Source organism: Bradyrhizobium sp. CCGB20, from assembly GCF_024199855.1.
GTDB lineage: Bacteria > Pseudomonadota > Alphaproteobacteria > Rhizobiales > Xanthobacteraceae > Bradyrhizobium.
Genome location: NZ_JANADN010000001.1, coordinates 2,088,826 through 2,111,558 on the forward strand (window position 1 = coordinate 2,088,826; position 22,733 = coordinate 2,111,558).

Consider the following 22,733-nt stretch of genomic DNA (forward strand, 5'->3'; position numbering starts at 1 on the left):
AGGCGACTGCGCCGCAGGGTGAAAGCGTTGTGAAGCCGGTGCCGACAGATCGCTTCAAATGCCGGCAAACCGGAACCAGCGCGGCAATGGCCGCGCCAGTCCCTCGCATTTGTCCAGCGTGGTTTACCTGACCGAGAGATTTGGTTTGGCGCGCTAGACCAGCACCGGCGTGCGGACGCGGCCGGCGTCGCCGAACACGCGCAAATAACGCTCGATCTCCGACGGCATGCCGGTGGCCTTCTCCGGATTGTCGGAGAGCTTGACGGCCGGGCGTCCGTCGACCGACGACACCTTGCAGACCAGCGAGATCGGATCGAGATTGAACGAGCCGTCCGGTGCGCAGCCGACGAAATCGTTGGTGAGGTTGGTGCCCCAGCCGAACGAGAGCCGGACGCGGCCGGTGAAGTGGTGATAGGTCTCCTCGATCGAGCCGACATCCATCGCGTCGGAAAACACGAGCAGCTTGTCCTTGGGGTTGCGGCCCTTCTTCTGCCACCAGGCGACGATCTCCTCGCCGGCCTGGACCGGGGGTGCGCTGTCGGGGCGGAAGCCGGTCCAGTCGGCGACCCATTCCGGTGCATCGCGCAGGAAGGCCTTGGTGCCGAAGGCGTCGGGCAGCGCGATCAGGAGGTTGCCGCCATAGGTCTGGCGCCACTGGTCGAGGATGCGATAGGGCGCCCAGCGCAATTCCTCGTCGTCCTTGGCGAGCGCAGCCGCCACCATCGGCAGCTCGTGCGCGTTGGTGCCGATGGCTTCGAGATCATTGTCCATCGCGAGCAGCACGTTGGAGGTGCCGATGAAGGACGGGCCCAGGCCTTCCTTCACCGCTTCGACGCACCAGCGCTGCCAGAGGAAGCCGTGGCGGCGGCGGGTGCCGAAGTCGGAGAGCCGCAAATTCTCGAGCTGGCGCAGCCGCTCGACCTTGGTCCACAGCTTGGCCTTGGCGCGCGCATAGAGCACGTCGAGCTCGAAGCGGCCGCGGCCCTTCATGGCGGCGCGCGATCGCAACTCGTTGAGGATGGCGAGCGCCGGAATTTCCCACATCGTGGTGTGGGTCCAGGGTCCGTGGAAATGCAGCTCGTACTGGCCCTCGACCTTGCGCAGCTCGTATTCGGGCAGTCGGAATTCGGCCAGCCAGCGGATGAAGTCCGCCGAGAACATGTGGGTCTTGCCGTAGAAGGTGTTACCGGCAAGCCAGATCAGCTCTTTCTTGGTGAAGCGGAGGGTGCGGGCATGGTCGAGCTGGGCGCGCAGCTCGACCTCGTCGATGGTCTCGGCGAGGCGCACATGGCGCGAGCGATTGATGACCGAGAAGGTCACCTGCTGACCCGGGTACGATTCCCGAATCATTTGCAACATCAATAGCTTGTAGAAGTCGGTATCAAGCAGGCTGCGGATGATGGGATCCAGCCGCCAGCTGTGATTGTAGGTCCGGCTCGCAATGTCGGTCACTGTCATGGGACAATTCTAGCGTGGCCGTCCCGACGCAACCAGTGGGTTTGATGGGGGCGAGCCATCGCATGGGCGCGGACCGCGGAAGAGGCATGGAGAACGGGGGCGTAATCCGCGCGCCGAATTCAGCTCCCGGCGATTGCAGCCACAGACTCCAGTTGTGCCCTGATCCAGCGATGGGCCGGGTCTTTCTGGTAGCGCTGATGCCAGACCATGAACATCGGCAGCTCGGCCAGCGTGCGCGTCCGCGACGCCAGTGGAATCGGCGTTTGCGCGAAACCGCGCATCACGCCGGAGGCGAGCAGGCTCGGCATGCTCGCCAGCATCTGCGAGCCGCGCAGGAAGGGCGGCACGCCGGAAAAGCTCGGCACGGAGATGGCGATGTCACGATGGAAGCCGTTCGCCGCCAGCCGGCGGTCGAAGTCGAGCCGCTCGTTGTCGGTATAGACCACCGTGACGTGGCGCGCCGCGAGATAGGCGCTGCGGCCGGCCGGAGCGGTCCGGGCCCTGGGATCGAAGTAGCAGACGTAATGATCGCTGAGCACGCGCTTCTGCACGATGTCGACGCCGGAGGGCGGCAGCGGCGAGATCAGGAGATCGCAGCGGTTTTCGCGCAGCATTGCGGGCGAGGGAGATTGCGAGGGGATCACGCGCAGGTTCAGGCTCTTCACCTGCGCCGCGACATGATCGAAGAACCGCGGCAGCAGCAGGTCGCGCTGGAAATCATTGGCTGCGATCGTCAGCGAAAGCTGCGCCCGCGCCGGCTCGAAGGTGACGCCGCCGGCAAAGCTGCGCATCTCGTCGATCAGCGCCCGCGCCTTCGCAGCCAAGGCCTGGGCATGGGCGGTGGCGACGATGCCGCGGCCGGATTTGGCAAACAGCGGATCGCCCGCGATCCGCCGCAGCTTGTTCAGCCCGTGGCTGACCGCCGATTGCGTCAGTCCGAGTCGCGTGGCCGCCGCCGTCACGGAGCCTTCCTCCAGCACGGCAAGGAACAGTTCGAGGGCGTGGCCGTCGAGCGCCAAATGATCGATTTCTTTCATATAATTCATTATAATCGATCTATTTATCTTGAGAATAGGGCGGCCCATGATCTCCCGATAAGCCGCGCGCCCGGAACCGGCGCCCCAGGGAGAGACAACGCCGATGAATGTCCAGGCGCCAGCCTTGCAGGATCCCCGCCTCAACCGCCCCGAGCCGTTCACGCCGCCGCTCGGCGACGGCGGCTTCTTCCAGCGCGACCGCAATATTCATCCGCCGGCGCATGCGCCCGGTTACAAATCCTCGGTGCTGCGTTCACCGCGCCAGGCACTGCTGTCGCTTGAGAATTCGATCTCGGAGATCACGGGGCCGGTGTTCGGCCACAACGATCTCGGCCCGCTCGACAACGACCTGATCCGCAACTACGCCAAGGACGGCGATCCCGTCGGCGAGCGCATCATCGTCCATGGCCGCGTGCTGGACGAGACCGGCCGCGGCGTGCCGAACACGCTGGTCGAATTCTGGCAGGCCAATGCCGGCGGCCGCTACCGGCACAGGAAGGACACGTATCTGGCGCCGGTCGATCCGAATTTCGGCGGCTGCGGTCGAGCGCTGAGCGACGACACCGGCTACTATTATTTCCGCACCGTGAAGCCGGGCCCCTATCCCTGGCGCAACTACGTCAACAGCTGGCGTCCCGCCCACATCCATTTCTCGGTGTTTGGCTCGGGCTTTGCGCAGCGGCTGATCACGCAGATGTATTTCGAGGGCGATCCCCTGATCCCGGTCTGCCCGATCCTGACGACGATCCCGGACAAGGACGCGCTCGACCGCCTCGTGGCGCCGCTCGACCTCAACGCCTCGACGCCGCTCGACTCGCTCGCCTACCGTTTCGACATCGTGCTGCGCGGCCAGCGCTCCACCTATTTCGAAAATCGCACCGCAGGGAACTGAGCCATGCCGCAGCCGCTCAACTATCTCAAGGAAACGGCGTCGCAGACCGCCGGGCCCTACGTCCATATCGGACTTATCCCGGCCATGGCCGGCTTCGACATCTTCGAGAAGAATTTTTCGAACGTGCTGGTGACGCCGGGCACCAAGGGCGAACGCATCACGCTGGAAGGCAAGGTACTCGACGGCAGCGGCTCGCCGCTGCGCGACGTGCTGCTCGAGATCTGGCAGGCCAATGCGGCCGGCCGCTACAACCATCCGGCAGACCGCTCCTCCGGCGCGCTGGACGAGGATTTCCGCGGCTGGGGGCGCGGGGGTTCGGATTTCGACAACGGCCTCGTCACCTTCGAGACCATCAAGCCCGGCGCCATCACCGACAAGGCGGGGCGCAAATGCGCGCCGCACGTCAATGTCTGGATCGTTGCACGCGGCATCAACATCGGCCTCAACACGCGGCTCTACTTCTCGGATGAAGAGGCTGCGAACGCCGCCGACCCGGTGCTCAACCTGATCGAGCAGCCTGCCCGGCGGGCGACGTTGATCGCAAAGCGCACAGAGCGCGCCGGCAAGGTCGTGTACTCCTTCACGATCAATTTGCAGGGGCCGGAAGAGACGGTGTTCTTCGACGTGTGAGGGATCGGCGGCCGTCCCGCAGGATCACTCCACCTGGTCGCCGCGATCGATCGCTCCGCGCGAGAGGAATTGCGGTAGCTGACGCATCTCGCGCGATCCCGGCCGGCCAGCCGGATCGCGCCCCACTTTTGGTTTCAGTTCCGCCAAATCAATGAACACGTCCGCCTGTCGGCGCAGGTCGTCGGCGACCATGGGGGGCTGAGTGGAGAGTGTGGAGACGACCGTCACGCGGACACCGCGGCGTTGCACGGCTTCCACCAGCGAACGAAAATCCCCATCGCCCGAGAACAACACGATCTGATCGACGTGCCCGGCGAGTTCCATCGCTTTTACAGCGAGGTCGACATCCATTCTGCCCTTCAACTTGCGGCGGCCGGTGGTGGCGTCGATGAACTCCTTGGTGAGCTTGGTGACGACGGTGTATCCGTTATAGTCGAGCCAATCGATCAAGGGGCGGATTGAAGAATACTCCTGATCCTCGACGACGGTCGTGTAGTAGAACGCCCGCAACAGCGTACCCCGGCTTTGGAATTCGCCGAGCAGACGCCTGTAATCGATGTCGAAACCGAGCGCCTTTGAGGTGGCATAGAGATTGGAGCCGTCGATAAAGAGTGCGATCTTCTCAATCGAAGACATTATGCACAAACCTCCCGTTCCGCGCGAAAGCCGGCCGATCCAGCCGCCAGGGTGCGGTCTGTCGGCCGGAAGATACCGAAGGCGCCGATGGCTTGCTGAAAAAGCGGCGCCGGCGACCGGACGGGGGGCCGCCTTGCGCCAAGGTTAGGGAGGGTTCCATGCCACCAGCGCCAGGGCGCCGAATACAGCCACGCTAAGGCGCGCGCATTCCCTGCTCAATTGTACTGAGGTTAAGCGCTTCTATCCAAAGGATAGCACCGCATATACGAAGGTAAGTGGCTGCGCCGGCAACAGGGGCCAATGCGGTTCGCAGCGCGGCCTCCGGTCGATGGGCAAGCCTGGTCTTTCGTCCGATGCGTCAGCCTTCGTCGCCATGGAGCCGCGCGCGAAAGGCGCGCGGCGACAGTCCCGTGGCTGCGGCGTAGACGCGGCTGAAATAGGCGGGGTCGTCGAAGCCGAGCGTGTAGGCGATCGTCGAGACCGGCAGATTGGTGTAGACGAGATTACGCCGCGCCTCGCGGATCAGCCGGTTGAGGATCAGGTGCGAGGCGGTGTCGCCGGTCGCCGCCCGCGTCACCCGGTTGAGATGGGTCGGCGTGATCGACAGCGCATCGGCATAGTCGGCAACGCTCCAGCGTTCCAGATGATGCTGTTCCAGCAGCGTCTCGAAGCGGCGGAAGAGCCCGCTTTCCGCCGTGCCGGTGCCGCCGCTCTCGCTGGTGAGCGCGCGAGCCACCAGCCCGATCATCGCCGCCGACAATGCACGCAGCACATGCGCGCGGCCGAAATCGCGCGCGGCGTGCTCGGCGAAGATCTGCTTCATGGTGGTGCGGATCTGCGGCGTGCCGCGCACCACGGCCGATCGTGACAGGGCGCCGCGCAGTCCTTCTGAGGCAAGCAGTGCCTCGTCCAGGATTTCCGCGGCGATGGTCAGCACCCAGCCCTGGGTATCAGGCTCGAAACGGAAACCGTGGACATGGCCGACCGGCACGTTGACGATCTGCATCGGCCGGAGCGGCACCACGCGCCCGTCGAGCGTCGCCTCGCCGCCGCCGCGCTCGATCAGCAGCACCTGGTGCAGCCGGGCATGGCGGTGCACTGCCAGAGTCCAGTCGTGCAGCACCGAGCGCGACGCGATCGTCTCGCAATGCACGACGTCGGGCAGATCGCCGGACTCGCCGAACAGGTTGTAGACTCGGATTGCCGGGGCAGGGGCTGCGCTTCTCATGTTCGAATAGTACAAGACAAAGACGAAACCCTCCATCGGTTTGCAGCGCCCTTTCTGCAAAAAGCGCACCGACGGGAGGACGTAAAAATGAAAGTTCAGGTCTGCATCATCGGCGGTGGGCCGTCCGGGCTGCTGTTGTCCCAGCTCCTGCACCTGAAGGGCATCGACACGGTCGTGCTGGAGAAATACAGCCGCGACCACGTGCTGGCCCGCATCCGTGCCGGCGTGCTCGAGCACGGCTTCGCCAGGCTGATGCGCGAGGCGCAGTGCGGCGAGCGGATGGACCGCGAGGGCGAGATCCACAACGGTTTCGAGATCGCGCATGACGGCGTGCTCTCCCATATCGATCTGCACAAGCATTCCGGCGGCAATTCGGTGCTGGTCTACGGCCAGACCGAGCTGACGCGGGACCTCTACGAAGCGCGCGACCGGCTCGGCGGCAAGGTCGTGCACAATGCCGAGGACGTGACCCCGCACGATCTGACGTCGGACCGGCCCTACGTGACCTATCGGTCGAACGACGAAATCGTCCGCATCGATTGCGATTACGTCGTTGGTGCCGACGGCTTTCACGGCGTCAGCCGCAAGTCGATCCCGAAGGACGTGCTGCGCGAATACGAGAAGGTGTATCCGTTCGGCTGGCTCGGCGTGCTGTCCCGCACGAAACCGGTGTCGCCGGAGCTGATCTATGTGAAGCACACGCGCGGCTTTGCGCTCTGTTCCCTGCGCTCGCAAGTGCTGAGCCGCTACTATGTCCAGGTGCCATTGACCGACAAGGTGGAGGACTGGAGCGACGATGCGTTTTGGGCCGAGCTGAAGCGCCGCCTGCCGGAGGAGGTTGCCGGCCGCCTGATCACGGGACCATCGATCGAGAAGAGCATCGCGCCCCTGCGCAGTTTCGTCGCCGAGCCGATGAGCTACGGCCGCCTGTTCCTCGCAGGCGATGCCGCCCACATCGTGCCGCCCACCGGCGCGCGCGGACTCAACAGCGCAGGGTCCGACATCTACTACCTCTACCACGCCATGCTCGCGCATTATCAGCGCGGCGACGATTCCGGCCTTGCGGGTTATTCCGCCAAGGCGCTTGCGCGGATCTGGAAAGCGCAGCGTTTTTCGTGGTGGATGACGATGCTGCTGCACCGTTTTCCCGACCGGCTCGACTACGAGGACCGGCTTCAGCAGACGGAGCTCGAATACCTGCTTTCGTCCGAGACGGCACAGCGGCTGCTGGCGGAGAATTATGTGGGACTGCCGTTTTAGCGGCTTGTGACCGGTTAGCCGACATTGCCGCTTCGAAGGGGAGCTCTCCTCGCGGCACGAAGCGAGTTCGCCCGTCAGGCCGGTTCCCTTTCAATAAGTGGTGACGGGCGCCGAAATGGTCTGTTGCCTTGTGCGATCGTTCCTACCTCCTCGACCGAACAGGAAGCACGGCGATGACGAACACAGCGCTTGTGGTCGGTGCGAGCGGTATTGTCGGCAACAATCTCGCCCGCCATCTTAGCAATCGCGGCTGGCAGGTGCTTGGGCTCGCAAGGCGCCCACCAAGCGACCTTGAGGGTGTTCGCGCCATCGCGGCCGATCTGCAGGATCCGGCCTCGCTTTGCGACATCCTGGCGAGCCTTCGTCCCACCCACGTGTTTCTCGCCACATGGCTGCGTCAGCCGACCGAGGCAGAAAATATCCGCGTTAACGCTGCGATGGTGCGCAACGTGCTGCGGGCACTCTCCGGCGCAAGTACGCTCTCTCATGTCGCGCTGGTCACAGGGCTAAAGCATTACCTGGGACCGTTCGAGTCCTACGGTAAAGGCAGGCTGCCCGCGACGCCATTCCGCGAGGAGCAACCGCGGCTGGATGTCGAGAACTTCTACTACGCGCAGGAGGACGAACTATTCGATGCAGCCAGGCGCGGTGGCTTCAGTTGGAGCATTCACCGCCCGCACACGATCATCGGCTATGCGATCGGAAACGCCATGAACATGGGAACGACGCTTGCCGTCTACGCGACGATCTGTCGAGAAACGGGGCGGCCCTTTCTCTTTCCCGGCTCGGCGACGCAATGGACTGGCTTGACGGATATGACGGATGCCAGATTGCTGGCGCGGCACCTGGAATGGGCCGCGACGACGACGACGGCGCGAAACCAGGCGTTCAACGTCGTCAATGGCGATGTCTTCCGATGGAGCTGGATGTGGGCGCGACTGGCCGACTGGTTCGGGTTGCAGCCCGCCCCCTTTCCAGACGAAATTTCGCCGCTTCAGCGGCAGCTTGCCGATTCAAGCCGGATATGGGCTGATATTGCGCGCAAGTATGATCTCGTCGAAAGCGACCTCTCCGTCCTTTCGTCGGCATGGCATACCGATGCCGACTTGGGCCGACCTATCGAAGTCGTCACCGATATGAGCAAGAGCCGCAAGCTCGGTTTCCTCGAATATCAGGCGACGGACGATAGTTTTTTCGATCTCTTCAGCAGGTTGCGCGCCGCGAACGTGATTCCTTGAGCCTTCTGACGAAGGGTGAGAAACCGTTACTTTCCTTCCAGCGTATTGACCGGCGTCCACTCTGGCGATGGTGGATTTGCGGTGAGGGCTTTCGCGCGCCTGGCGAACAGTGCCGACGCCGGGTCGATTTTCGCGACGCCGTCGAACGCCTCAGCCGCCCTCGCAAATTCCCTTGTCCGCCAGCAGGCCAGCCCGTCCGCATACGCCGCGGCCACCTTCGTCTGCTCCGCGCTCTCTGCGCCCTTGTCCGCCAGCGGCTCGAACACCTTGATCGCCTCGCCGCGGCCCATCACCCTGATCGCATCGAGCTCGCGCCAGGCAAAGGTGTCGCCGGTCTGCGCCATCGTCGTTTCCGAGGCCATGATGGCGGTGCCGTAATATTTGTTGGCGCCTTCCAGGCGGGAGGCGACGTTCACGGTGTCGCTCATCACGGTGTAGTTGAAGCGGCGCCGTGAGCCGATATTGCCGACCACGGCCTCGCCGCTGTTGAGGCCGATGCGGTGCGACAGGCCGTGGCCGGCGAAGGCCGGATTGTTGGCGTTGAGGTCCGCGAGCTTCTCATGGCACTTCAGCGCGGCATGCACCGCGTTGCGCGCGTGCGCGGGATCGTCGGCCGGCGCGCCGAACATGGCGACGATGGAATCGCCGATATATTTGTCGACGTAACCGCCATGGCTTTCGATGATGTCGGTCATGGCGGAGAGATATTCGTTCATCAGCGTCACCAGCTCGCCCGGCGTCATCGTCTCGGCAATGGAGGAGAAGCCGCTGAGATCGGAGAAGAACATGGTGACGTTGCGCATCTCGCCGCCGAGTGCCGGCATCTTGCCGGAAGCGACCATGGTGTTGATCACTTCCGGGGCCAGATAGAAGGCAAAGCTCTTGCGCAGGAAGCGTTCGTCGCGATCGGCCAGCACGAAGCGATAGCCGATCATCATCGCGAGTGCGGCAAGGCTCGCGAGCGCAGGCTCGGTCAAAGGCAGCGCCAGGGCGTGGACGAATGCGCCGACGGCGACGGCGGCGTAAACCGCGGTGAGGGCGAACCAGGCAATGAGGGCGCCGCTCGGTGCCAGCATGCAGGCCGCGCAGGCGATGACCGCCGCGAACACGATCGTAAGAATGGTCCGCAGCGGAAAGCCGAGTTCGGTCACGGCATCGCGCTCGATCAGGTTTCGGACGACGGCCGCGTGCACGAAGACACCGGCGACGTCGCTGCGAGCCTTTGCGATTCTTGCCGGGCCGGGCAGGGCGCATCGCGCGGCCGGCGCGCCGTCATGCCCGCCGGCCAGGCGCATCGAGGTGAGCTTGCGGTCCTCGAAATTGAGGATGGTGCCGAGCAGCACGACCTTGCCGTCGAAGGCGCGGCGGAAGAATTCGTGGTCGCCTTTTTCGACGCAGGCGCGCAGATCGGCGAATGAATAGGTCGGAACGTCGCGGCCCAGCCCTCGAAAGTTGAGTGTCAGCGTGTTCGGCACTGCACTTGGGATTGCGTAGCCCGACAGCTCGGTCGCACCGGAGGGCGCAATCTCGGGCTTTCCGCCGAGCGCACGCGCCGCGAGCTCGACGGCCATGGCGGGCACCGGCTTGCCGTCGATCGAGAAGCTGAGCGGCATTCGCCTGATGACATCGTCCGCGTCGGTATGGACATTGAGTGCGCGGATGTTGGTTCGCACCGCCAATTGCTGCGCGCGGTAAGGTCTGTCCGGATGGTCGTTGCTCAGGATCTCGCCGAGTACCAGTTTTCCGTTGTCGGAGAGTTGCCGGAGCGCGATCAGATAGTCCCGGTCAAACCCCTTCATGCGCGTGCCAAGAGGCGCGTCGCCAAAGGGAATCTCCGATTGCTCGATCGAGCTCGGAAAGATCACGTCGAAGCCGATCACCCTGGCGCCGCCCTCGGTGATGCTTCCCAGCACCCGGCCGATCTCGCGCGTCCAGGTCTGCGTCGGCGAGCCCTTGAACGGCGGAGTGTCATAGGTCTCCCCGTCGATCGCGACGACGACGACCGGCGATGTCGCGGGATCACGGCGGTCACCGATGAGCTTGCCGCGCAGGGCCGTGAGGATATCGAGCGACAGGCCTTGCAGCGCCTGGAGCGGCGGCGACGTGAAGACCGCGCCCGCAATGAGCGCAATCAGGATCGCCGCAACGATGTCCCGCTTGCCGATCCGCCGCATCGCCCCGTCGCTAGGCTGCCTATTCGAGCCGCAACAGGCGGCCGACGATCGGCGTCGGTGACGATGTGGCGCTGGCATCGACCTGGAAGGCATAGCGCTTGGCGCCGAGAATGGCGAGATAGCTGCCGCCCGGGGTCAGCGACTTCCCGGCCTTGGCAAAGTCGTAGAACTTGCCGCCGATCATGACATCGTTCTTGAGCGGCACGCTGATCGTGGGCTCCTTGCCGTCGGTGCGCTCGATCACCAGCGTGCTGCCGCTCTTGGCCTGCACCAGCGGGGCGACGCCGTAGAGCGTCGGCAGCTTGGCCGGCGCGCCCTTCGAGTCCGACCGCATGGTACGGAAGGTCGTCGCGGCGCTCTGGTTCGCCTCGCGCTCCGACAGTTTTGCCGCATTGGTGTCGCAGGGGACCTTCTCCCGCTTGACCTCGCCGAGCTGCACGGTGCTCTGCTCGGCACCGACCAGGACGACACCCTCGCTGATGGTCTCGCGCTGACAGGATTTGAGATAGCTGAGCGTGATGCTGGCCTTGGGCCCGAGCTTGATGATCTTGCCCGGCGCCACATAGTCCATGAACGCGATGCCATCGACCTTGCCCTGGACGTCCTCGACGATCGCGGCCGGGGTCTCCGCCAAAGCGGGGGCCGCAAGACAGAGCGCGCCGACTGCGGCGCCGATCAGGCTTTTCATGGGAATTCTCATCCAATTGACCGATGTATGACCGGTCCCAACCTGGCCCCATGCTTAGCAGCGGAACGTCCAGGCAAGTGTGACCAGAATCACTCTTAGATATTGGTGCACTTTATCCCAGATAGGTTCAATGTGAACGGAATCTGCACCCAGGGATTGCCGGCTTGGCGGGGGCTAATGAGGCCCTCAACCGTTGTCGTGCCGGAGCGCGCTCGCGCAGGACCTGGGTCGTTAAGCCTCACCAGCCGGTCCGGCGTGCTGGCACAAACTGCACATCACAGCAGTCCAATCTTCGGATACCGTTTGTAACGTTGGCGAATTTGGTCGGAGGCGCTCCGCGAACGGCAGGGCGCACGCGGCGGGGTTTTGCCGATTGGTAAAAAAAACGCGCGCGAAAGAGGAAGAGATGCTGACGCAACGCGGCGTCTTTCATCTTCACCCCCGAGCGCCAAAAAGAGGGGACAAGGGCGATGCGTCCAGAATGCCGGGCAACGTGCCGCCGTCGACGCCTGCTGAAGTCCGCGCCGTAGCATCGGGTGGCATGCGTGTATCGGAGTTTCCACCATGTTGTTGCGGGCGGATCGGGATCACTGCGAGTGGTTGCCGGATAATGTGAAGACCGGCGAGATGGTCTTCATTCCCGGCGGGACCTTCCGTATGGGATCCGACCATCATTACCCTGAGGAGGCGCCGAGCCATCGCGTCTCCGTCGATGGTTTCTGGATCGACCGCACGCCGGTCACCAACCGGCAGTTCAAGCAATTCGTCAACGCGACCGGCCACGTCACCGAAGCGCAGATCGTTCCGGACCCCAAGGACTATCCCGGCGCGCTGAAGGAGATGCTCTACGCCGGCTCGCTCGTGTTCTCGCCGCTGCCGCGCATCACCGATCTCTCCGACTGGAGCCAGTGGTGGTCGTTCATGCGCGGCGCCAACTGGCGACATCCCTATGGCCCCGGCAGCAACATCAAGGGCCTCGACGATCACCCCGTCGTCCACGTCTCCTATAGCGACGCGGCCGCCTACGCCCGCTGGGCTGGCAAGGAGCTGCCGACGGAAGCCGAATGGGAGTTCGCTGCGCGCGGCGGCCTCGACGGCGAGGAGTTTGCCTGGGGTGATGCGCTGATGCCGGGCGGCAAGCACATGGCCAACATCTGGCAGGGCAATTTTCCCGTCCAGAACATCGGTGAGGATGGGTTCGAGCGCACCTCGCCTGTCCTGGCTTTCCCGCCGAACGGCTACGGCCTCCACGACATGATCGGCAATGTCTGGGAGTGGACCGCGGACTGGTGGTCGTCAAAGCACCATGCGGATGCGGCAAAGCCGTGTTGCATTCCACGCAATCCGCGCGGCGGAAATGAGGATGCGAGCTTTGATCCATGTCAACCAACCATACGCATCCCGCGGAAAGTGTTGAAGGGCGGTTCGCATCTGTGTGCCCCCAACTACTGCCGACGTTACCGCCCCGCTGCAAGGCACGCCGAGCCGATCGATACCTCAACAAGTCACGTCGGCTTTCGCTGCGTGGTGCGGATACCTGCTGACGCCAGCTCACCGGTACCTTCGGGGAAGTAGGGAGTATCAAAATGGGAAGTGACGTGAAGGAGACGGCCAAGACTTGCGCAAACGAAACTGACAAGAGCCGAAAGTCGCTATTCCGTGGTCTGCTCCGTGCGGCTCTGGTTGCCACAAGCCTGAGTCCTCTCATCGACACGTCAGCCATCGCGCAGCAGCCGAACACGGCCAAGCCGAACATCCTTGTCATCTTCGGAGACGACGTCGGCCAATCCAATATCAGCGCCTACACGCGGGGCCTCGTCGGATACAAGACGCCGAACATCGATCGGATCGCCAACGAAGGCATGATCTTCACCGATTACTACGCTGAGAACAGCTGCACAGCGGGCCGATCCACCTTCATCACCGGACAAGTCTGCCTGCGCACCGGCTTGTGCAAGGTCGGGATTCCCGGCGCGGCGGTTGGATTGCAGGACCGCGACGTGACGATCGCGCAGGCGCTCAAGCCGCTCGGTTACGCCACTGGCCAGTTCGGCAAGAACCATCTTGGCGACCGCGACGAATATCTTCCGGTCAAGCACGGCTTCGACGAGTTCTTCGGTAATCTCTATCACCTCAACGCTGAGGAAGAGCCGGAGCGGCCTTATTATCCGAAGAACGATACAACGTTCACCAAGAGCAATTCACCCCGCGGCGTGCTCAAGGCCTCGGCCGACGGAAAGATCGAGGACACAGGACCGCTGAACCGCAAGCGGATGGAAACGGTCGACGACGAGACCACGGACGCCGCGATCGATTTCATGAAGCGGCAGGCGCGCGCCAACAAGCCTTTCTTTACCTGGATGAACACCACGCGCATGCACGCCTTCACCCACGTGCGTCCCTCGATGCAGGGACAGAGCGGCATGCCCGGCAATGAATATGCCGACGGCATGATCGAGCACGATGGCGACGTCGGCAAGCTTCTCAAGACGCTCGACGAACTCGGCATCGCCAACAACACCATCGTTGTCTACACCACCGACAACGGCCCCAACCAGTGGTCCTGGCCGGACGCTGCGACGACGCCGTTCCGCAGCGAGAAGGACACGAACTGGGAAGGTGCATTCCGCGTTCCCGCGATGATCCGCTGGCCCGGCCGCATCAAGGCCGGCGAGGTCTCCAACGAGATGGTCTCGGGTCTCGATTGGTTTCCGACGTTGTTGGCTGCGGCCGGCGACACCGACGTCAAGGACCGCCTGCTGAAGGGTACCGATCTCGGCGGCAAGAACTTCAAGGTTCATCTCGATGGCTACAATCAATTGCCCTACTTGACGGGACAGCAGCCGAAGTCGGCGCGGAACGAGTTCTTCTATTTCAACGACGACGGCGATCTGGTCGCTTATCGCTACAACGACTGGAAGATCGTGTTCTGCGAGCAGCGCAAGCCGGGCGGCTTCGAGGTCTGGGCGAACCCATTCACCTGCTTGCGCGCGCCGAAAATGTTCAACTTGCGGATGGATCCTTTCGAGCGTGCCGACGTAGTGTCCGATCAATACTACGATTGGTTCGCGAAGAACGCCTATCTGATCCAGTACGGAACCTGGCGCGTGGCTCCATTCCTTCAGACCTTCAAGGACTACCCGCCAAGCCAGCGCTCGGCGAGCTTCAGCATCGACCAGATGGTCGAAGGGCTGATGAAGTCGCTCGATAAGACCGCGCCGAAATAGCGCTTCAAACGCTTGCATCCGGCCGCCGTGTCCGGCGACCGGAGCTCTTCCTGATCCGCAACAATAAAAAATCAGCGTATGAATCAGATGAGAGCCGTGACAGACCCAAAACCTTCGAAGAGCTCACCCGCCCGCGATGCTGTGCTCGAATTGAAGTCGCGCATCGGTAAGTCCGTGCTCGGGCAGGATCATCTGGTCGAGAGCATGCTGATCGGGCTTCTCGCCAACGGCAACCTGCTGATCGAGAGCCTGCCCGGCCTTGCCAAGACGCGCGCGGTCAAGACGCTCGCAAAGCATCTCGCGGCGGATCTGTCGCGCGTGCAGTTCACGCCGGATCTGTTGCCGTCGGATGTGACCGGCGCGGAGATCTACGTCCAGACCGACAAGGGCGGCCAGTTCGAGTTTCAGAAGGGACCGATCTTCGCCAACCTGGTGCTCGCCGACGAAATCAACCGCGCGCCGGCCAAGGTGCAGTCCGCGCTGCTCGAGGCCATGGAGGAGCGTCAGGTCACCGTCGCCGGCAAGACCTACAAGATGCCCGATCTGTTCATGGTGCTCGCGACCGAGAATCCGATCGAGCAGGAGGGGACCTATCCGCTGCCCGAAGCGCAGCTCGACCGTTTCCTGATGCATGTCGTCATCACCTATCCGGACGAGGCCACGGAAGGCGAGATCATCCGGCTCAACCGCACCGAGAACGCGCAAGCCCCGAAGGATCATTCCTCGGAGCCGCCGCCGATTCCTCAGCAGGCCATCCTGGACGCGCGCGGCGAGATCGACGGCATCTTCGTGTCGGATCTCGCCGAGAAGTACATGGTCGACGTCGTCTACGCGACGCGTTTCCCCGGCCGCTATGGCGAGCCCCTGAGCAAATGGATCCAGGTCGGCGCGAGCCCGCGCGGCAGCCTCGCGCTCGACCGCTGTGCGCGCGCCCGCGCCTGGCTCGATGAGTATGACTTCGTGACGCCCGATCACGTTCGGGCGGTGATCCACGATTGTCTGCGGCATCGCATCATCCTCAGCTACGAGGCGATCTCGCAGGGTGTCACGCCTGATCAGGCGATCGACAAGATCACCGAACTGGTCGCGACGGCCTGAGGCGGACATGAGCGAGACATCAGCCAGATTGCCCGGTGTCTATGTCGATCTCGACGACATGATCGCGCTCGAATATCGCGGACGCAAAGTCTCCTTCCTGCCGCGCCAGCCGGTCCATAGCCTGCTCTCCGGCCGCTTCGCTTCCCGCATGCGTGGCCGCGGCCTGAACTTCGAGGAGATCAGGGACTATCGCGCCGGCGACGACGTCCGCTCAATCGACTGGAAGGTGACGGCGCGTCTGCAGAAGCCGCATATCCGCGTCTTCAACGAAGAGCGGGACCGGCAGACGATCCTCGTCGTCGACCAGCGCCTGTCGATGTTCTTCGGCAGCCGGCGCGCCATGAAATCGGTGACAGCGGCGGAGGCCGCGGCGATCGGGGCATGGCGCGTGCTGGGCGCCGGGGACCGTGCCGGCGCGGTCGTGTTCGGTGACCGTGAGCTTGTCGAGGTGAGGGCACGGCGCAGCCGCGCGACCGTGCTTCAGATCCTGGCCGCCATCGTCGCGCAGAACCAGGCGCTAGGTGTCGGGCGCGGACTGGTCTCGGCGCCGGCAATGCTCAATACCGCGCTCGATCATGCTCGCCGCCGTGCACCGCACGACGCCGTCATCGTCATCATCAGTGATTTCGACGGCGCGGACACGACGACTCGTGAATTGGTTAAGGCCCTTGCCCGGCACAACGACGTGATCGCAGCTCTCGTCCACGATCCCCTGCAAAGTGATCTGCCGCCATCGGCCAGCATGACCGTGACCGACGGTGAATTGCAGATCCGGCTCGATGTCGGGCGCGCCAGCGTCCGCAAGAGCGTGTCGCAGGCCACGCAGGATCGCCTGAAGGGCATCTTCGACTGGACCCGCGAGATCGGAATCCCCGTGCTGCCACTGAGCGCGGCGGAGGACACCGCTGCACAGCTCCGCCGCCTGCTCGGTGGACTGCCGGCGCGTCAGGGCCGAACGGCCGCGCACAGCCAGACGGAGGCAGCCCTTGGCTGATGGCTCCACCGCAGCTGTTGATCCCGTGGCCGGCTTGATCGACATCGCGCTGCCGCGCGAGGTGAGCCTCTGGCCGCAAACCTGGGAGGCGTGGCTCGCAATCGTGCTTCTGGTTGCCGCCGTCAGCGTTGCGGCTTGGCGCTATGCGCATCTTCGCCACATCAACCGATATCGTCGCGAGGCGCTCGCAGAGCTGCAAGGGATCGAGCATGCCGGCAATGCGGGGCCGTCGGAATTGCTGTCGCGGCTGACGATGCTGGTGCGGCGCACGGCGCTCGCCGCGTTCCCGCGGGAGAAAGTCGCGCCCCTGGTCGGGCCGGCATGGCTCTCCTTCCTCGATCGCAGCTATGGCGGTGACGAATTCTCGCATGGCGTCGGTCGCCTGCTCGTGAGCGGTCCATATCGGCAGCTCCCGCCCGAGGGAGCAGAGCTGCAATCGCTGGTCCACCTCGTCCGCCGCTGGATCAGGGGGCACCATGCTTGAATTCGCCTGGCCATGGTTGCTCCTGTTGTTGCCGCTGCCGATCCTGGTCTGGTGGCTGTTGCCGCCGTACCGGGCGCGGCAGGCGTCGATCCAGGTGCCGTTCTTCGACAGGCTGGCAGCGGCGACCGGTCAGACACCACAGCGCGGCGCCGTCGTTCTGGAGCGCCGGGCGGTGCAGATGATCGCGGCCGCGGTGATCTGGGCGCTGCTGGTTGTGGCGCTGGCACGGCCGCAATGGGTCGGCGATGCCGTGACGCGGGATGTGTCCGCACGCGACCTGATCCTGGCGATCGACATATCAGGGTCGATGGACCAGCGCGACTTCAAGGCGCCGGACGGCACGACGCTCACCCGTCTCGATGGCGTCAAGCGCGTGCTCAGGGATTTCATTGCCCGCCGCAAGGGCGATCGTATTGGCTTGATCCTGTTCGGCACCAGGGCGTATGTGCAGGTGCCGTTCACCCAGGACCTTCAGACCGCGCAGCAACTGCTCGATCAAGCTGCGGTCGGCATGGCGGGCCAGCAGACGGCGATCGGCGATACGATCGGCCTTGCCATCAAGACGTTCGCGGCCAGCACATCTAAGCAGAAGCTGCTGGTGCTCTTGACCGACGGCAACGACACGGCAAGCCGCGTTCCGCCCGAACACGCCGCCGACATCGCCCATCAGAACGACGTCACCGTCTACACGATCGGCGTCGGAGATCCCGCAGCCTCCGGCGAAAACCGCGTCGATCTCGGCGTCCTGCAACAGGTCGCCGGCACCACCGGTGGTCATTTCTTCCGGGCAGAAAACGGTGCCCAGCTCCAGGCGATTTATGCCGACATCGACCGGCTGGCACCCGCAAAACTACAGACCCAGTCGTGGCGGCCGAAGCAGCCGCTGTTTCAATGGCCGCTCGGCGCCGCTGTCGTGCTCGGCCTGCTGCTGTGGCTCGCGCTTCTGCTCGGAAGCGAATGGCGCCGGATGAGGAGCGTGAGCCATGCCTGAGGCGGCCACGATGTCCTTCCATCTCCTGCGCCCGCTCTGGCTTCTGGCGCTGATCCCGCTTGCCATCGTGTTTGCCGTGTTGCTTCGCCGGCGAAGCGCGGGCGCGCAATGGGGCGGGGTGATCGCGCCCCATCTCCTGACCCATCTGATCGTGCGGCCGCAGCGCGGACGCCACATCGACCCGCTCTATCTGGTCGCTGGAGCGCTGACGCTCGGCATCGTCGCTCTGTCCGGGCCGACGTGGCGACGTGAATTGCCGCCCTTTGTCGAAGACAAGGCGCCGCTGATGATTGCGCTCGCCGTCGGCTCGTCGATGAGCGGGACCGATGTCGCGCCCTCCCGCCTCGAACGTGCCAAGCAGAAGATCAGCGATCTGCTTGCGGCGCGCGCCGGCGCCAGGACGGGGCTCGTCGCCTATGCCGGCACCGCGCATCTGGTGATGCCGCCGACCGACGACCGCTCCGTGATCGCGCCGTTCCTGGCCGCACTGGCTCCGCGATTGATGCCGACTGACGGCAAGAACGTCGTCGCGGCGACCTCGCTGGCTGCGAATGCGCTGGCGTCAGAGCCCGTTGCCGGAACCATCCTGCTGGTCGCCGACGATTTCGGCGCTGCCGATGCGGCCACGGTGCGTCAGGCGGCCGGGCGCAACAATCTCGTCGTCCTGGCGGTAAGCGCGGACGCCTCTCCATTGCCGGCCGGCTTCGATGCCGTCAGGGTCAGCATCGACGGCACCGACATCGCGCGGCTCGAACGGCGGATCGAGACACGTTTCCAGGCCGCCCAGGGCGATGCGTTCGGCACGCAATGGCGCGACGAGGGTTATTGGCTGCTGCCGTTGCTGGCATTGTTGAGCCTGCTCTGGTTCCGGCGCGGCACGACGGTGGCCTGGATTCTCGCTCTCTGCCTCGTCTCGCACGCAACGCCGTCGCGCGCCGAGACGGCATCGCGGTTCACCAGCCTGTGGCTGACGCCGGATCAGCAGGGGCGGCTCGCCTTCGACCGCGGCGATTACCGCGCCGCGCAGACCCTGTTCGCTGATCCGATGTGGCGCGGCATCTCGGCCTACCGCAGCTATGATTTCATCGCCGCAGCCGAGGAGTTCGCGAAGGTCGACACATTGGAGGGCAAATTCGCACTCGGCAATGCGCAGGCGCAAAATCATGCCTACGAGAAGGCACTCAAGATTTACGACGAGGTGTTGAAGGCAGAGCCCGGCAATGCCGCCGCGAAGACCAATCGCGCCATCGTGCAGGCGGCGCTGGATGCGCAGGAGGAGAAGCGCCGCAAGCAGGAGCAAAACGACGCCGCGCCGCCCGACCTGAAGGCGGACGAAATGCGGGTTGATCCCAAGCAGAAGGGCGGCAAGCGGATCACTGTCACGCCGCAGGACGTCACGACGGCCGGCGCGGCCGAAGCCTGGATGCGCCAGGTCCAGACCTCGCCAGCAGACTTCCTCAAGCTGAAGTTTGCGATCCAGGCGGCCGCTCCGGCACAAGGGAGGGCATCGCAATGAGAGCTTGGGTGGGCTCCATCGCTGTGCTGCTCGGCTGTGCGCTCCAGTCGCAGGGTGCGCGCGCGCAACAGGCTGTGACGCCCGATCCGATCGTGCAGATGACGATCGACCCGCCACGAATCGTGGTCGGGCAGCCGACGACGCTGAGCATCCTGGTCCTGGCGCCAAACTACATGACGTCGCCGCCCGAACTGCCGGACTTCCAGGTTCGTAACGCAGTGACTCGGCAATTGCAAAGCGTCAACACCAACGAGCAGCGCGACGGTGTGTCCTATGCAGGGGTACGCTTCGAATACGCGATCTCGCCGCAGGAACCGGGCTCTTATGCCGTGGCAGGCCAGAGCGTCAGGATCAAATATGCGGCCGAGCCACCTGCCGTTCGCGACGTGAACCTCGCGCTGCCGCCGGCTTCATTCGAGGCGTTCATCCCGGATGCGGCAAGCACGCTCAACCCGTTCGTGTCGGCCAGCAACTTGACCGTCGAGCAGGACATCAAGCGCTCGGCCGATCCGCTCAAGGCCGGCGATGCCGTGACCCGGACGATCACGATCAGGGCGGAGGGCACGCCGGCGATGTTGCTGCCCCCTCAGCAATTCCCGGTTATCGACGGCCTAAAGCTCTATCCGGCGCAGCCGAAGCTCGATGACAAGGTCGACGGACGCACCGACGTCATGACGTCGACCCGCGTCGACTCCGCGACTTACATGGTGGAGCGTGCGGGCGACTATTTGCTGCCCGCCGCCGATATAGGCTGGTGGAATGTCGGGAGCGGCAAGGTCGAACAAGCGCATCTCGATGCCGTGCCGGTCAAGGGCGTCGCGGCAGCGGCAGGCTCGACCTTCGCGGTCGGCTCGAATGAGGAGCGGAATTGGGACCGCATCGCCGATTTTGTCACGGATCACTGGCTGACTGCGCTGCTGCTGGCGGTCGTTGCTGCCGTGCTGGCCTGGTTCGCACCTCGTATCGCTCGCCGCGCGGCGATGGATTTCCATCGCCGGCACGCGGCTTATCTCCGGTCGGAGGCGTTTGCATTCCGACGATTGCGACGCGCGATCCGTCATCGCGACGCCGGAAGATCGTATTTTGCGCTGCTCGAATGGCTGCCGCACGTCGACGCAGCGTCACCGTCCCTCACGGCCCGGGACTTCAAGGCCGCTGCGCGCGATCCGGAGCTGGATCGGCAACTCGGGGCGCTCGAGAGGAAACTGTTTGCAAGCCGACGCGACCCGGCCCGCTGGTCCCCGCGCGATTTATTGCGCCACGTGTCCGCTGCTCGCCATCGGCTGCGTCCGCGTGCCGGCCACCGTGACGCGGCAGGCCTGCCCAAATTTTTGAATCCGGTTGGAACTTCGCACGTCGCTGCAGATCAGAACAGAAGGCCCGCCAGATAAGCGAAGCACAAGGAGACCATTTCAGACGGAACGGACGATCGAAACTCGGTATCACCTGCGCTAGCCAACAATCACGTGGATCAAGGAGCGTCGAATGACCAACGAGACGAAGACCGCGAACAATCCCGTTACCGACTCCAACAGCAGCGACAATTCAGCCATCCATCGCCGGGCCGTGCTGCTCGGCACATCGTCCATCGTTGCCGCTGCGGCGCTGACATCGCAGGCGCTCGCGCAGGCACAGAAAGCCGCACCTTCGCCGTCGCCAGCCGCAGCGCCGCCGCCAGGTGGCCGCAAGCCCAACATTCTCGTCATCTTCGGCGATGACATCGGAATTCCCCAGATCAGCGCCTACACCATGGGCATGATGGGCTATCGCACGCCCAACATCGATCGGATCGCGCGCGAAGGCGCGATCTTCACCGATTCCTACGGCCAGCAGAGCTGCACCGCCGGACGCGCGTCCTTCATCCTCGGCCAGGAACCGTTTCGGACTGGCCTTCTCACCATCGGCATGCCCGGCGATCCCCACGGCATCCAGGACTGGATGCCGACGATTGCGGACGTGATGAAAGCGCAAGGTTACGCAACCGGTCAGTTCGGCAAGAACCATCTTGGTGATCGTGACGAGCATTTGCCGACCAAGCACGGCTTCGACGAATTCTTCGGCAATCTCTACCATCTCAACGCGGAGGAAGAGCCTGAGGGCTATTTCTATCCGAAGGACCCGAACTTCCGAAAGCAGTTCGGGCCGCGTGGCGTCATCAAGTCATCCGCGGACGGCAAGATCGAGGACACCGGCCCGCTCAACACCGCGCGCATGCCGACCGTCGACGAGGAGTTCCTGGGGGCCGCCAAGGACTTCATCGGCCGGCAGGCCAGGGCCGACAAGCCGTTCTTCGTCTGGTTCAACTCGACGCGCATGCACGTCTTCACCCATCTCAAGAAGGAGTCGCTCGGCAAGACCGGCAAGGGTATTCACGCCGACGGCATGGTGGAGCACGACGGGATGGTCGGCGAGTTGCTGAAGCAACTCGACGATCTCGGCATCGCCGACAACACCATCGTGCTCTACACCACGGACAACGGCGCAGAGATCGCGCTGTGGCCTGATGGCGCCATGACCCCGTTCCACGGCGAGAAGGGCACAACATGGGAAGGCGGCATGCGCATTCCGATGATGGTGCGTTGGCCGGGCGTGGTGAAGCCGGGCACGCAATATAACGAGGTCATCTCGCTGATCGACTGGTTCCCGACGCTGGCAGCCGCGGCCGGCATTCCGGACATTAAGGAGAAGATGAAGGCGGGCTTCACGGCCAACGGGAAGAACTTCAAGGTCCATCTTGATGGTTACAATTTCCTGCCGTTCTTCAAGGGCGAGACGCCGCCGCGAGATACGATCTACTACTTTGATCAGGGCGGCAACCTCAACGCCATCAGGTGGAACGACTGGAAGTTGAGCTTTGCGACGGCGTCCAAGGGAAACATCGCGACCGCGACCCGCGAAGTGCCCTCGTGGTCGTTGATCGCAAACTTGCGGATGGATCCCTACGAGCGCGGTCTGGAGGAAGGCGGCGGCGGTATCGACTTCCTGGCCCGGAATATCTGGCTGATCGTGCCCGTGCAGGGAAAGATCAAGGAGTTCTTCTCCGACTTCGATCAGTTCCCCTACCAGGAAGGCAGCTCGCTGAACGCGAGCGGCATCAATTACGGCCTGCTGCGGCAGCAAGCGGCATTGAAGCGGCTCAACGAGCTCGAGCGCATGAAGCCGCAATAGCGAGAGGCAACGGC

19 protein-coding genes are annotated in these 22,733 nt (G+C 64.0%); 13 read left to right on the top strand and 6 right to left on the bottom strand.

Annotated features, from left to right (window positions below):
• Nucleotides 1-153: 153 nt before the first annotated feature.
• Nucleotides 154-1,458, bottom strand: coding sequence for a nicotinate phosphoribosyltransferase (gene pncB, locus NLM15_RS09540; RefSeq protein WP_254116707.1), 1,305 nt, complete (start codon nucleotides 1,456-1,458; stop codon nucleotides 154-156).
• A gap of 119 nt (nucleotides 1,459-1,577) precedes the next feature.
• The gene (locus tag NLM15_RS09545; protein ID WP_254116708.1) at nucleotides 1,578-2,504 is read right to left on the bottom strand and encodes a LysR family transcriptional regulator; all 927 of its coding nucleotides are present in this window, start codon (nucleotides 2,502-2,504) and stop codon (nucleotides 1,578-1,580) included.
• A 94-nt stretch (nucleotides 2,505-2,598) separates the two neighbouring features.
• Between NLM15_RS09545 and pcaH the strand changes: the two genes are divergently transcribed.
• Both pcaH and pcaG read left to right on the top strand, forming a co-directional pair.
• A complete protein-coding gene (pcaH, locus tag NLM15_RS09550; RefSeq protein ID WP_254116709.1) occupies nucleotides 2,599-3,387 on the top strand; it encodes a protocatechuate 3,4-dioxygenase subunit beta in 789 nt (262 codons plus the stop codon).
• Between the two features lie 3 nt (nucleotides 3,388-3,390).
• Entirely contained in the window at nucleotides 3,391-4,017 is a 627-nt protein-coding gene (gene pcaG, locus NLM15_RS09555) for a protocatechuate 3,4-dioxygenase subunit alpha (RefSeq protein WP_254116710.1), read from the top strand.
• Nucleotides 4,018-4,041: 24 nt separating this feature from the next.
• Here pcaG and NLM15_RS09560 read toward each other — a convergent pair whose 3' ends face one another.
• Together NLM15_RS09560 and NLM15_RS09565 are read right to left on the bottom strand one after the other, a co-directional pair.
• Nucleotides 4,042-4,653: an NYN domain-containing protein gene (locus NLM15_RS09560; protein ID WP_254116711.1), complete on the bottom strand. Its 612-nt coding sequence runs from the start codon at nucleotides 4,651-4,653 to the stop codon at nucleotides 4,042-4,044.
• A gap of 358 nt (nucleotides 4,654-5,011) precedes the next feature.
• Nucleotides 5,012-5,917, bottom strand: coding sequence for a helix-turn-helix domain-containing protein (locus NLM15_RS09565; RefSeq protein WP_254116712.1), 906 nt, complete (start codon nucleotides 5,915-5,917; stop codon nucleotides 5,012-5,014).
• A gap of 51 nt (nucleotides 5,918-5,968) precedes the next feature.
• Between NLM15_RS09565 and pobA the strand changes: the two genes are divergently transcribed.
• Together pobA and NLM15_RS09575 are read left to right on the top strand one after the other, a co-directional pair.
• Entirely contained in the window at nucleotides 5,969-7,141 is a 1,173-nt protein-coding gene (gene pobA, locus NLM15_RS09570; protein WP_254116713.1) for a 4-hydroxybenzoate 3-monooxygenase, read from the top strand.
• 173 nt (nucleotides 7,142-7,314) lie between these two features.
• The gene (locus NLM15_RS09575; protein WP_254116714.1) at nucleotides 7,315-8,379 is read left to right on the top strand and encodes an SDR family oxidoreductase; all 1,065 of its coding nucleotides are present in this window, start codon (nucleotides 7,315-7,317) and stop codon (nucleotides 8,377-8,379) included.
• Nucleotides 8,380-8,405: 26 nt separating this feature from the next.
• Here the strand turns inward: NLM15_RS09575 and NLM15_RS09580 are convergent, their stop codons facing one another.
• Complete coding sequence (locus NLM15_RS09580) at nucleotides 8,406-10,553, bottom strand: adenylate/guanylate cyclase domain-containing protein (protein ID WP_254116715.1); 2,148 nt, start codon at nucleotides 10,551-10,553, stop codon at nucleotides 8,406-8,408.
• Between the two features lie 19 nt (nucleotides 10,554-10,572).
• Nucleotides 10,573-11,241: a hypothetical protein gene (locus NLM15_RS09585; protein WP_254116716.1), complete on the bottom strand. Its 669-nt coding sequence runs from the start codon at nucleotides 11,239-11,241 to the stop codon at nucleotides 10,573-10,575.
• Between the two features lie 567 nt (nucleotides 11,242-11,808).
• Between NLM15_RS09585 and NLM15_RS09590 the strand changes: the two genes are divergently transcribed.
• From NLM15_RS09590 to NLM15_RS09630, 9 genes are all read left to right on the top strand, one after another.
• The gene (locus NLM15_RS09590) at nucleotides 11,809-12,816 is read left to right on the top strand and encodes a formylglycine-generating enzyme family protein (RefSeq protein WP_254124194.1); all 1,008 of its coding nucleotides are present in this window, start codon (nucleotides 11,809-11,811) and stop codon (nucleotides 12,814-12,816) included.
• Between the two features lie 11 nt (nucleotides 12,817-12,827).
• Nucleotides 12,828-14,468, top strand: coding sequence for an arylsulfatase (locus tag NLM15_RS09595; protein ID WP_254116717.1), 1,641 nt, complete (start codon nucleotides 12,828-12,830; stop codon nucleotides 14,466-14,468).
• 87 nt (nucleotides 14,469-14,555) lie between these two features.
• On the top strand, nucleotides 14,556-15,566 hold the full coding sequence (locus NLM15_RS09600; RefSeq protein ID WP_254116718.1) for a MoxR family ATPase: 1,011 nt from the start codon (nucleotides 14,556-14,558) through the stop codon (nucleotides 15,564-15,566).
• A gap of 58 nt (nucleotides 15,567-15,624) precedes the next feature.
• Nucleotides 15,625-16,560, top strand: a complete 936-nt coding sequence (locus tag NLM15_RS09605) for a DUF58 domain-containing protein (RefSeq protein ID WP_254116719.1) — start codon at nucleotides 15,625-15,627, stop codon at nucleotides 16,558-16,560.
• On the top strand, nucleotides 16,553-17,044 hold the full coding sequence (locus NLM15_RS09610) for a DUF4381 domain-containing protein (RefSeq protein WP_254116720.1): 492 nt from the start codon (nucleotides 16,553-16,555) through the stop codon (nucleotides 17,042-17,044). Before NLM15_RS09605 ends, NLM15_RS09610 begins: the two co-directional genes overlap by 8 nt.
• On the top strand, nucleotides 17,037-18,035 hold the full coding sequence (locus NLM15_RS09615) for a VWA domain-containing protein (RefSeq protein ID WP_254116721.1): 999 nt from the start codon (nucleotides 17,037-17,039) through the stop codon (nucleotides 18,033-18,035). The genes NLM15_RS09610 and NLM15_RS09615 overlap by 8 nt, the downstream gene beginning before the upstream one ends.
• The gene (locus NLM15_RS09620; protein ID WP_254116722.1) at nucleotides 18,028-19,551 is read left to right on the top strand and encodes a VWA domain-containing protein; all 1,524 of its coding nucleotides are present in this window, start codon (nucleotides 18,028-18,030) and stop codon (nucleotides 19,549-19,551) included. The genes NLM15_RS09615 and NLM15_RS09620 overlap by 8 nt, the downstream gene beginning before the upstream one ends.
• Entirely contained in the window at nucleotides 19,548-20,942 is a 1,395-nt protein-coding gene (locus tag NLM15_RS09625; protein ID WP_254116723.1) for a BatD family protein, read from the top strand. Before NLM15_RS09620 ends, NLM15_RS09625 begins: the two co-directional genes overlap by 4 nt.
• A gap of 94 nt (nucleotides 20,943-21,036) precedes the next feature.
• Nucleotides 21,037-22,719 (top strand): arylsulfatase, encoded by a 1,683-nt coding sequence (locus NLM15_RS09630; RefSeq protein ID WP_254116724.1) that lies wholly within the window; start codon nucleotides 21,037-21,039, stop codon nucleotides 22,717-22,719.
• Nucleotides 22,720-22,733 lie beyond the last annotated feature (14 nt).

What these genes read in the sequence shown, in the direction of transcription:
- pncB (WP_254116707.1), bottom strand. Translation starts at nt 1,458, where the DNA reads ATGACAGTGACCGACATTGCGAGCCGGACCTACAATCACAGCTGGCGG.
- NLM15_RS09545 (WP_254116708.1), bottom strand. Translation starts at nt 2,504, where the DNA reads ATGAATTATATGAAAGAAATCGATCATTTGGCGCTCGACGGCCACGCC.
- pcaH (WP_254116709.1), top strand. Translation starts at nt 2,599, where the DNA reads ATGAATGTCCAGGCGCCAGCCTTGCAGGATCCCCGCCTCAACCGCCCC.
- pcaG (WP_254116710.1), top strand. Translation starts at nt 3,391, where the DNA reads ATGCCGCAGCCGCTCAACTATCTCAAGGAAACGGCGTCGCAGACCGCC.
- NLM15_RS09560 (WP_254116711.1), bottom strand. Translation starts at nt 4,653, where the DNA reads ATGTCTTCGATTGAGAAGATCGCACTCTTTATCGACGGCTCCAATCTC.
- NLM15_RS09565 (WP_254116712.1), bottom strand. Translation starts at nt 5,917, where the DNA reads ATGGAGGGTTTCGTCTTTGTCTTGTACTATTCGAACATGAGAAGCGCA.
- pobA (WP_254116713.1), top strand. Translation starts at nt 5,969, where the DNA reads ATGAAAGTTCAGGTCTGCATCATCGGCGGTGGGCCGTCCGGGCTGCTG.
- NLM15_RS09575 (WP_254116714.1), top strand. Translation starts at nt 7,315, where the DNA reads ATGACGAACACAGCGCTTGTGGTCGGTGCGAGCGGTATTGTCGGCAAC.
- NLM15_RS09580 (WP_254116715.1), bottom strand. Translation starts at nt 10,553, where the DNA reads ATGCGGCGGATCGGCAAGCGGGACATCGTTGCGGCGATCCTGATTGCG.
- NLM15_RS09585 (WP_254116716.1), bottom strand. Translation starts at nt 11,241, where the DNA reads ATGAAAAGCCTGATCGGCGCCGCAGTCGGCGCGCTCTGTCTTGCGGCC.
- NLM15_RS09595 (WP_254116717.1), top strand. Translation starts at nt 12,828, where the DNA reads ATGGGAAGTGACGTGAAGGAGACGGCCAAGACTTGCGCAAACGAAACT.
- NLM15_RS09600 (WP_254116718.1), top strand. Translation starts at nt 14,556, where the DNA reads ATGAGAGCCGTGACAGACCCAAAACCTTCGAAGAGCTCACCCGCCCGC.
- NLM15_RS09605 (WP_254116719.1), top strand. Translation starts at nt 15,625, where the DNA reads ATGATCGCGCTCGAATATCGCGGACGCAAAGTCTCCTTCCTGCCGCGC.
- NLM15_RS09615 (WP_254116721.1), top strand. Translation starts at nt 17,037, where the DNA reads ATGCTTGAATTCGCCTGGCCATGGTTGCTCCTGTTGTTGCCGCTGCCG.
- NLM15_RS09620 (WP_254116722.1), top strand. Translation starts at nt 18,028, where the DNA reads ATGCCTGAGGCGGCCACGATGTCCTTCCATCTCCTGCGCCCGCTCTGG.
- NLM15_RS09625 (WP_254116723.1), top strand. Translation starts at nt 19,548, where the DNA reads ATGAGAGCTTGGGTGGGCTCCATCGCTGTGCTGCTCGGCTGTGCGCTC.
- NLM15_RS09630 (WP_254116724.1), top strand. Translation starts at nt 21,037, where the DNA reads ATGACCAACGAGACGAAGACCGCGAACAATCCCGTTACCGACTCCAAC.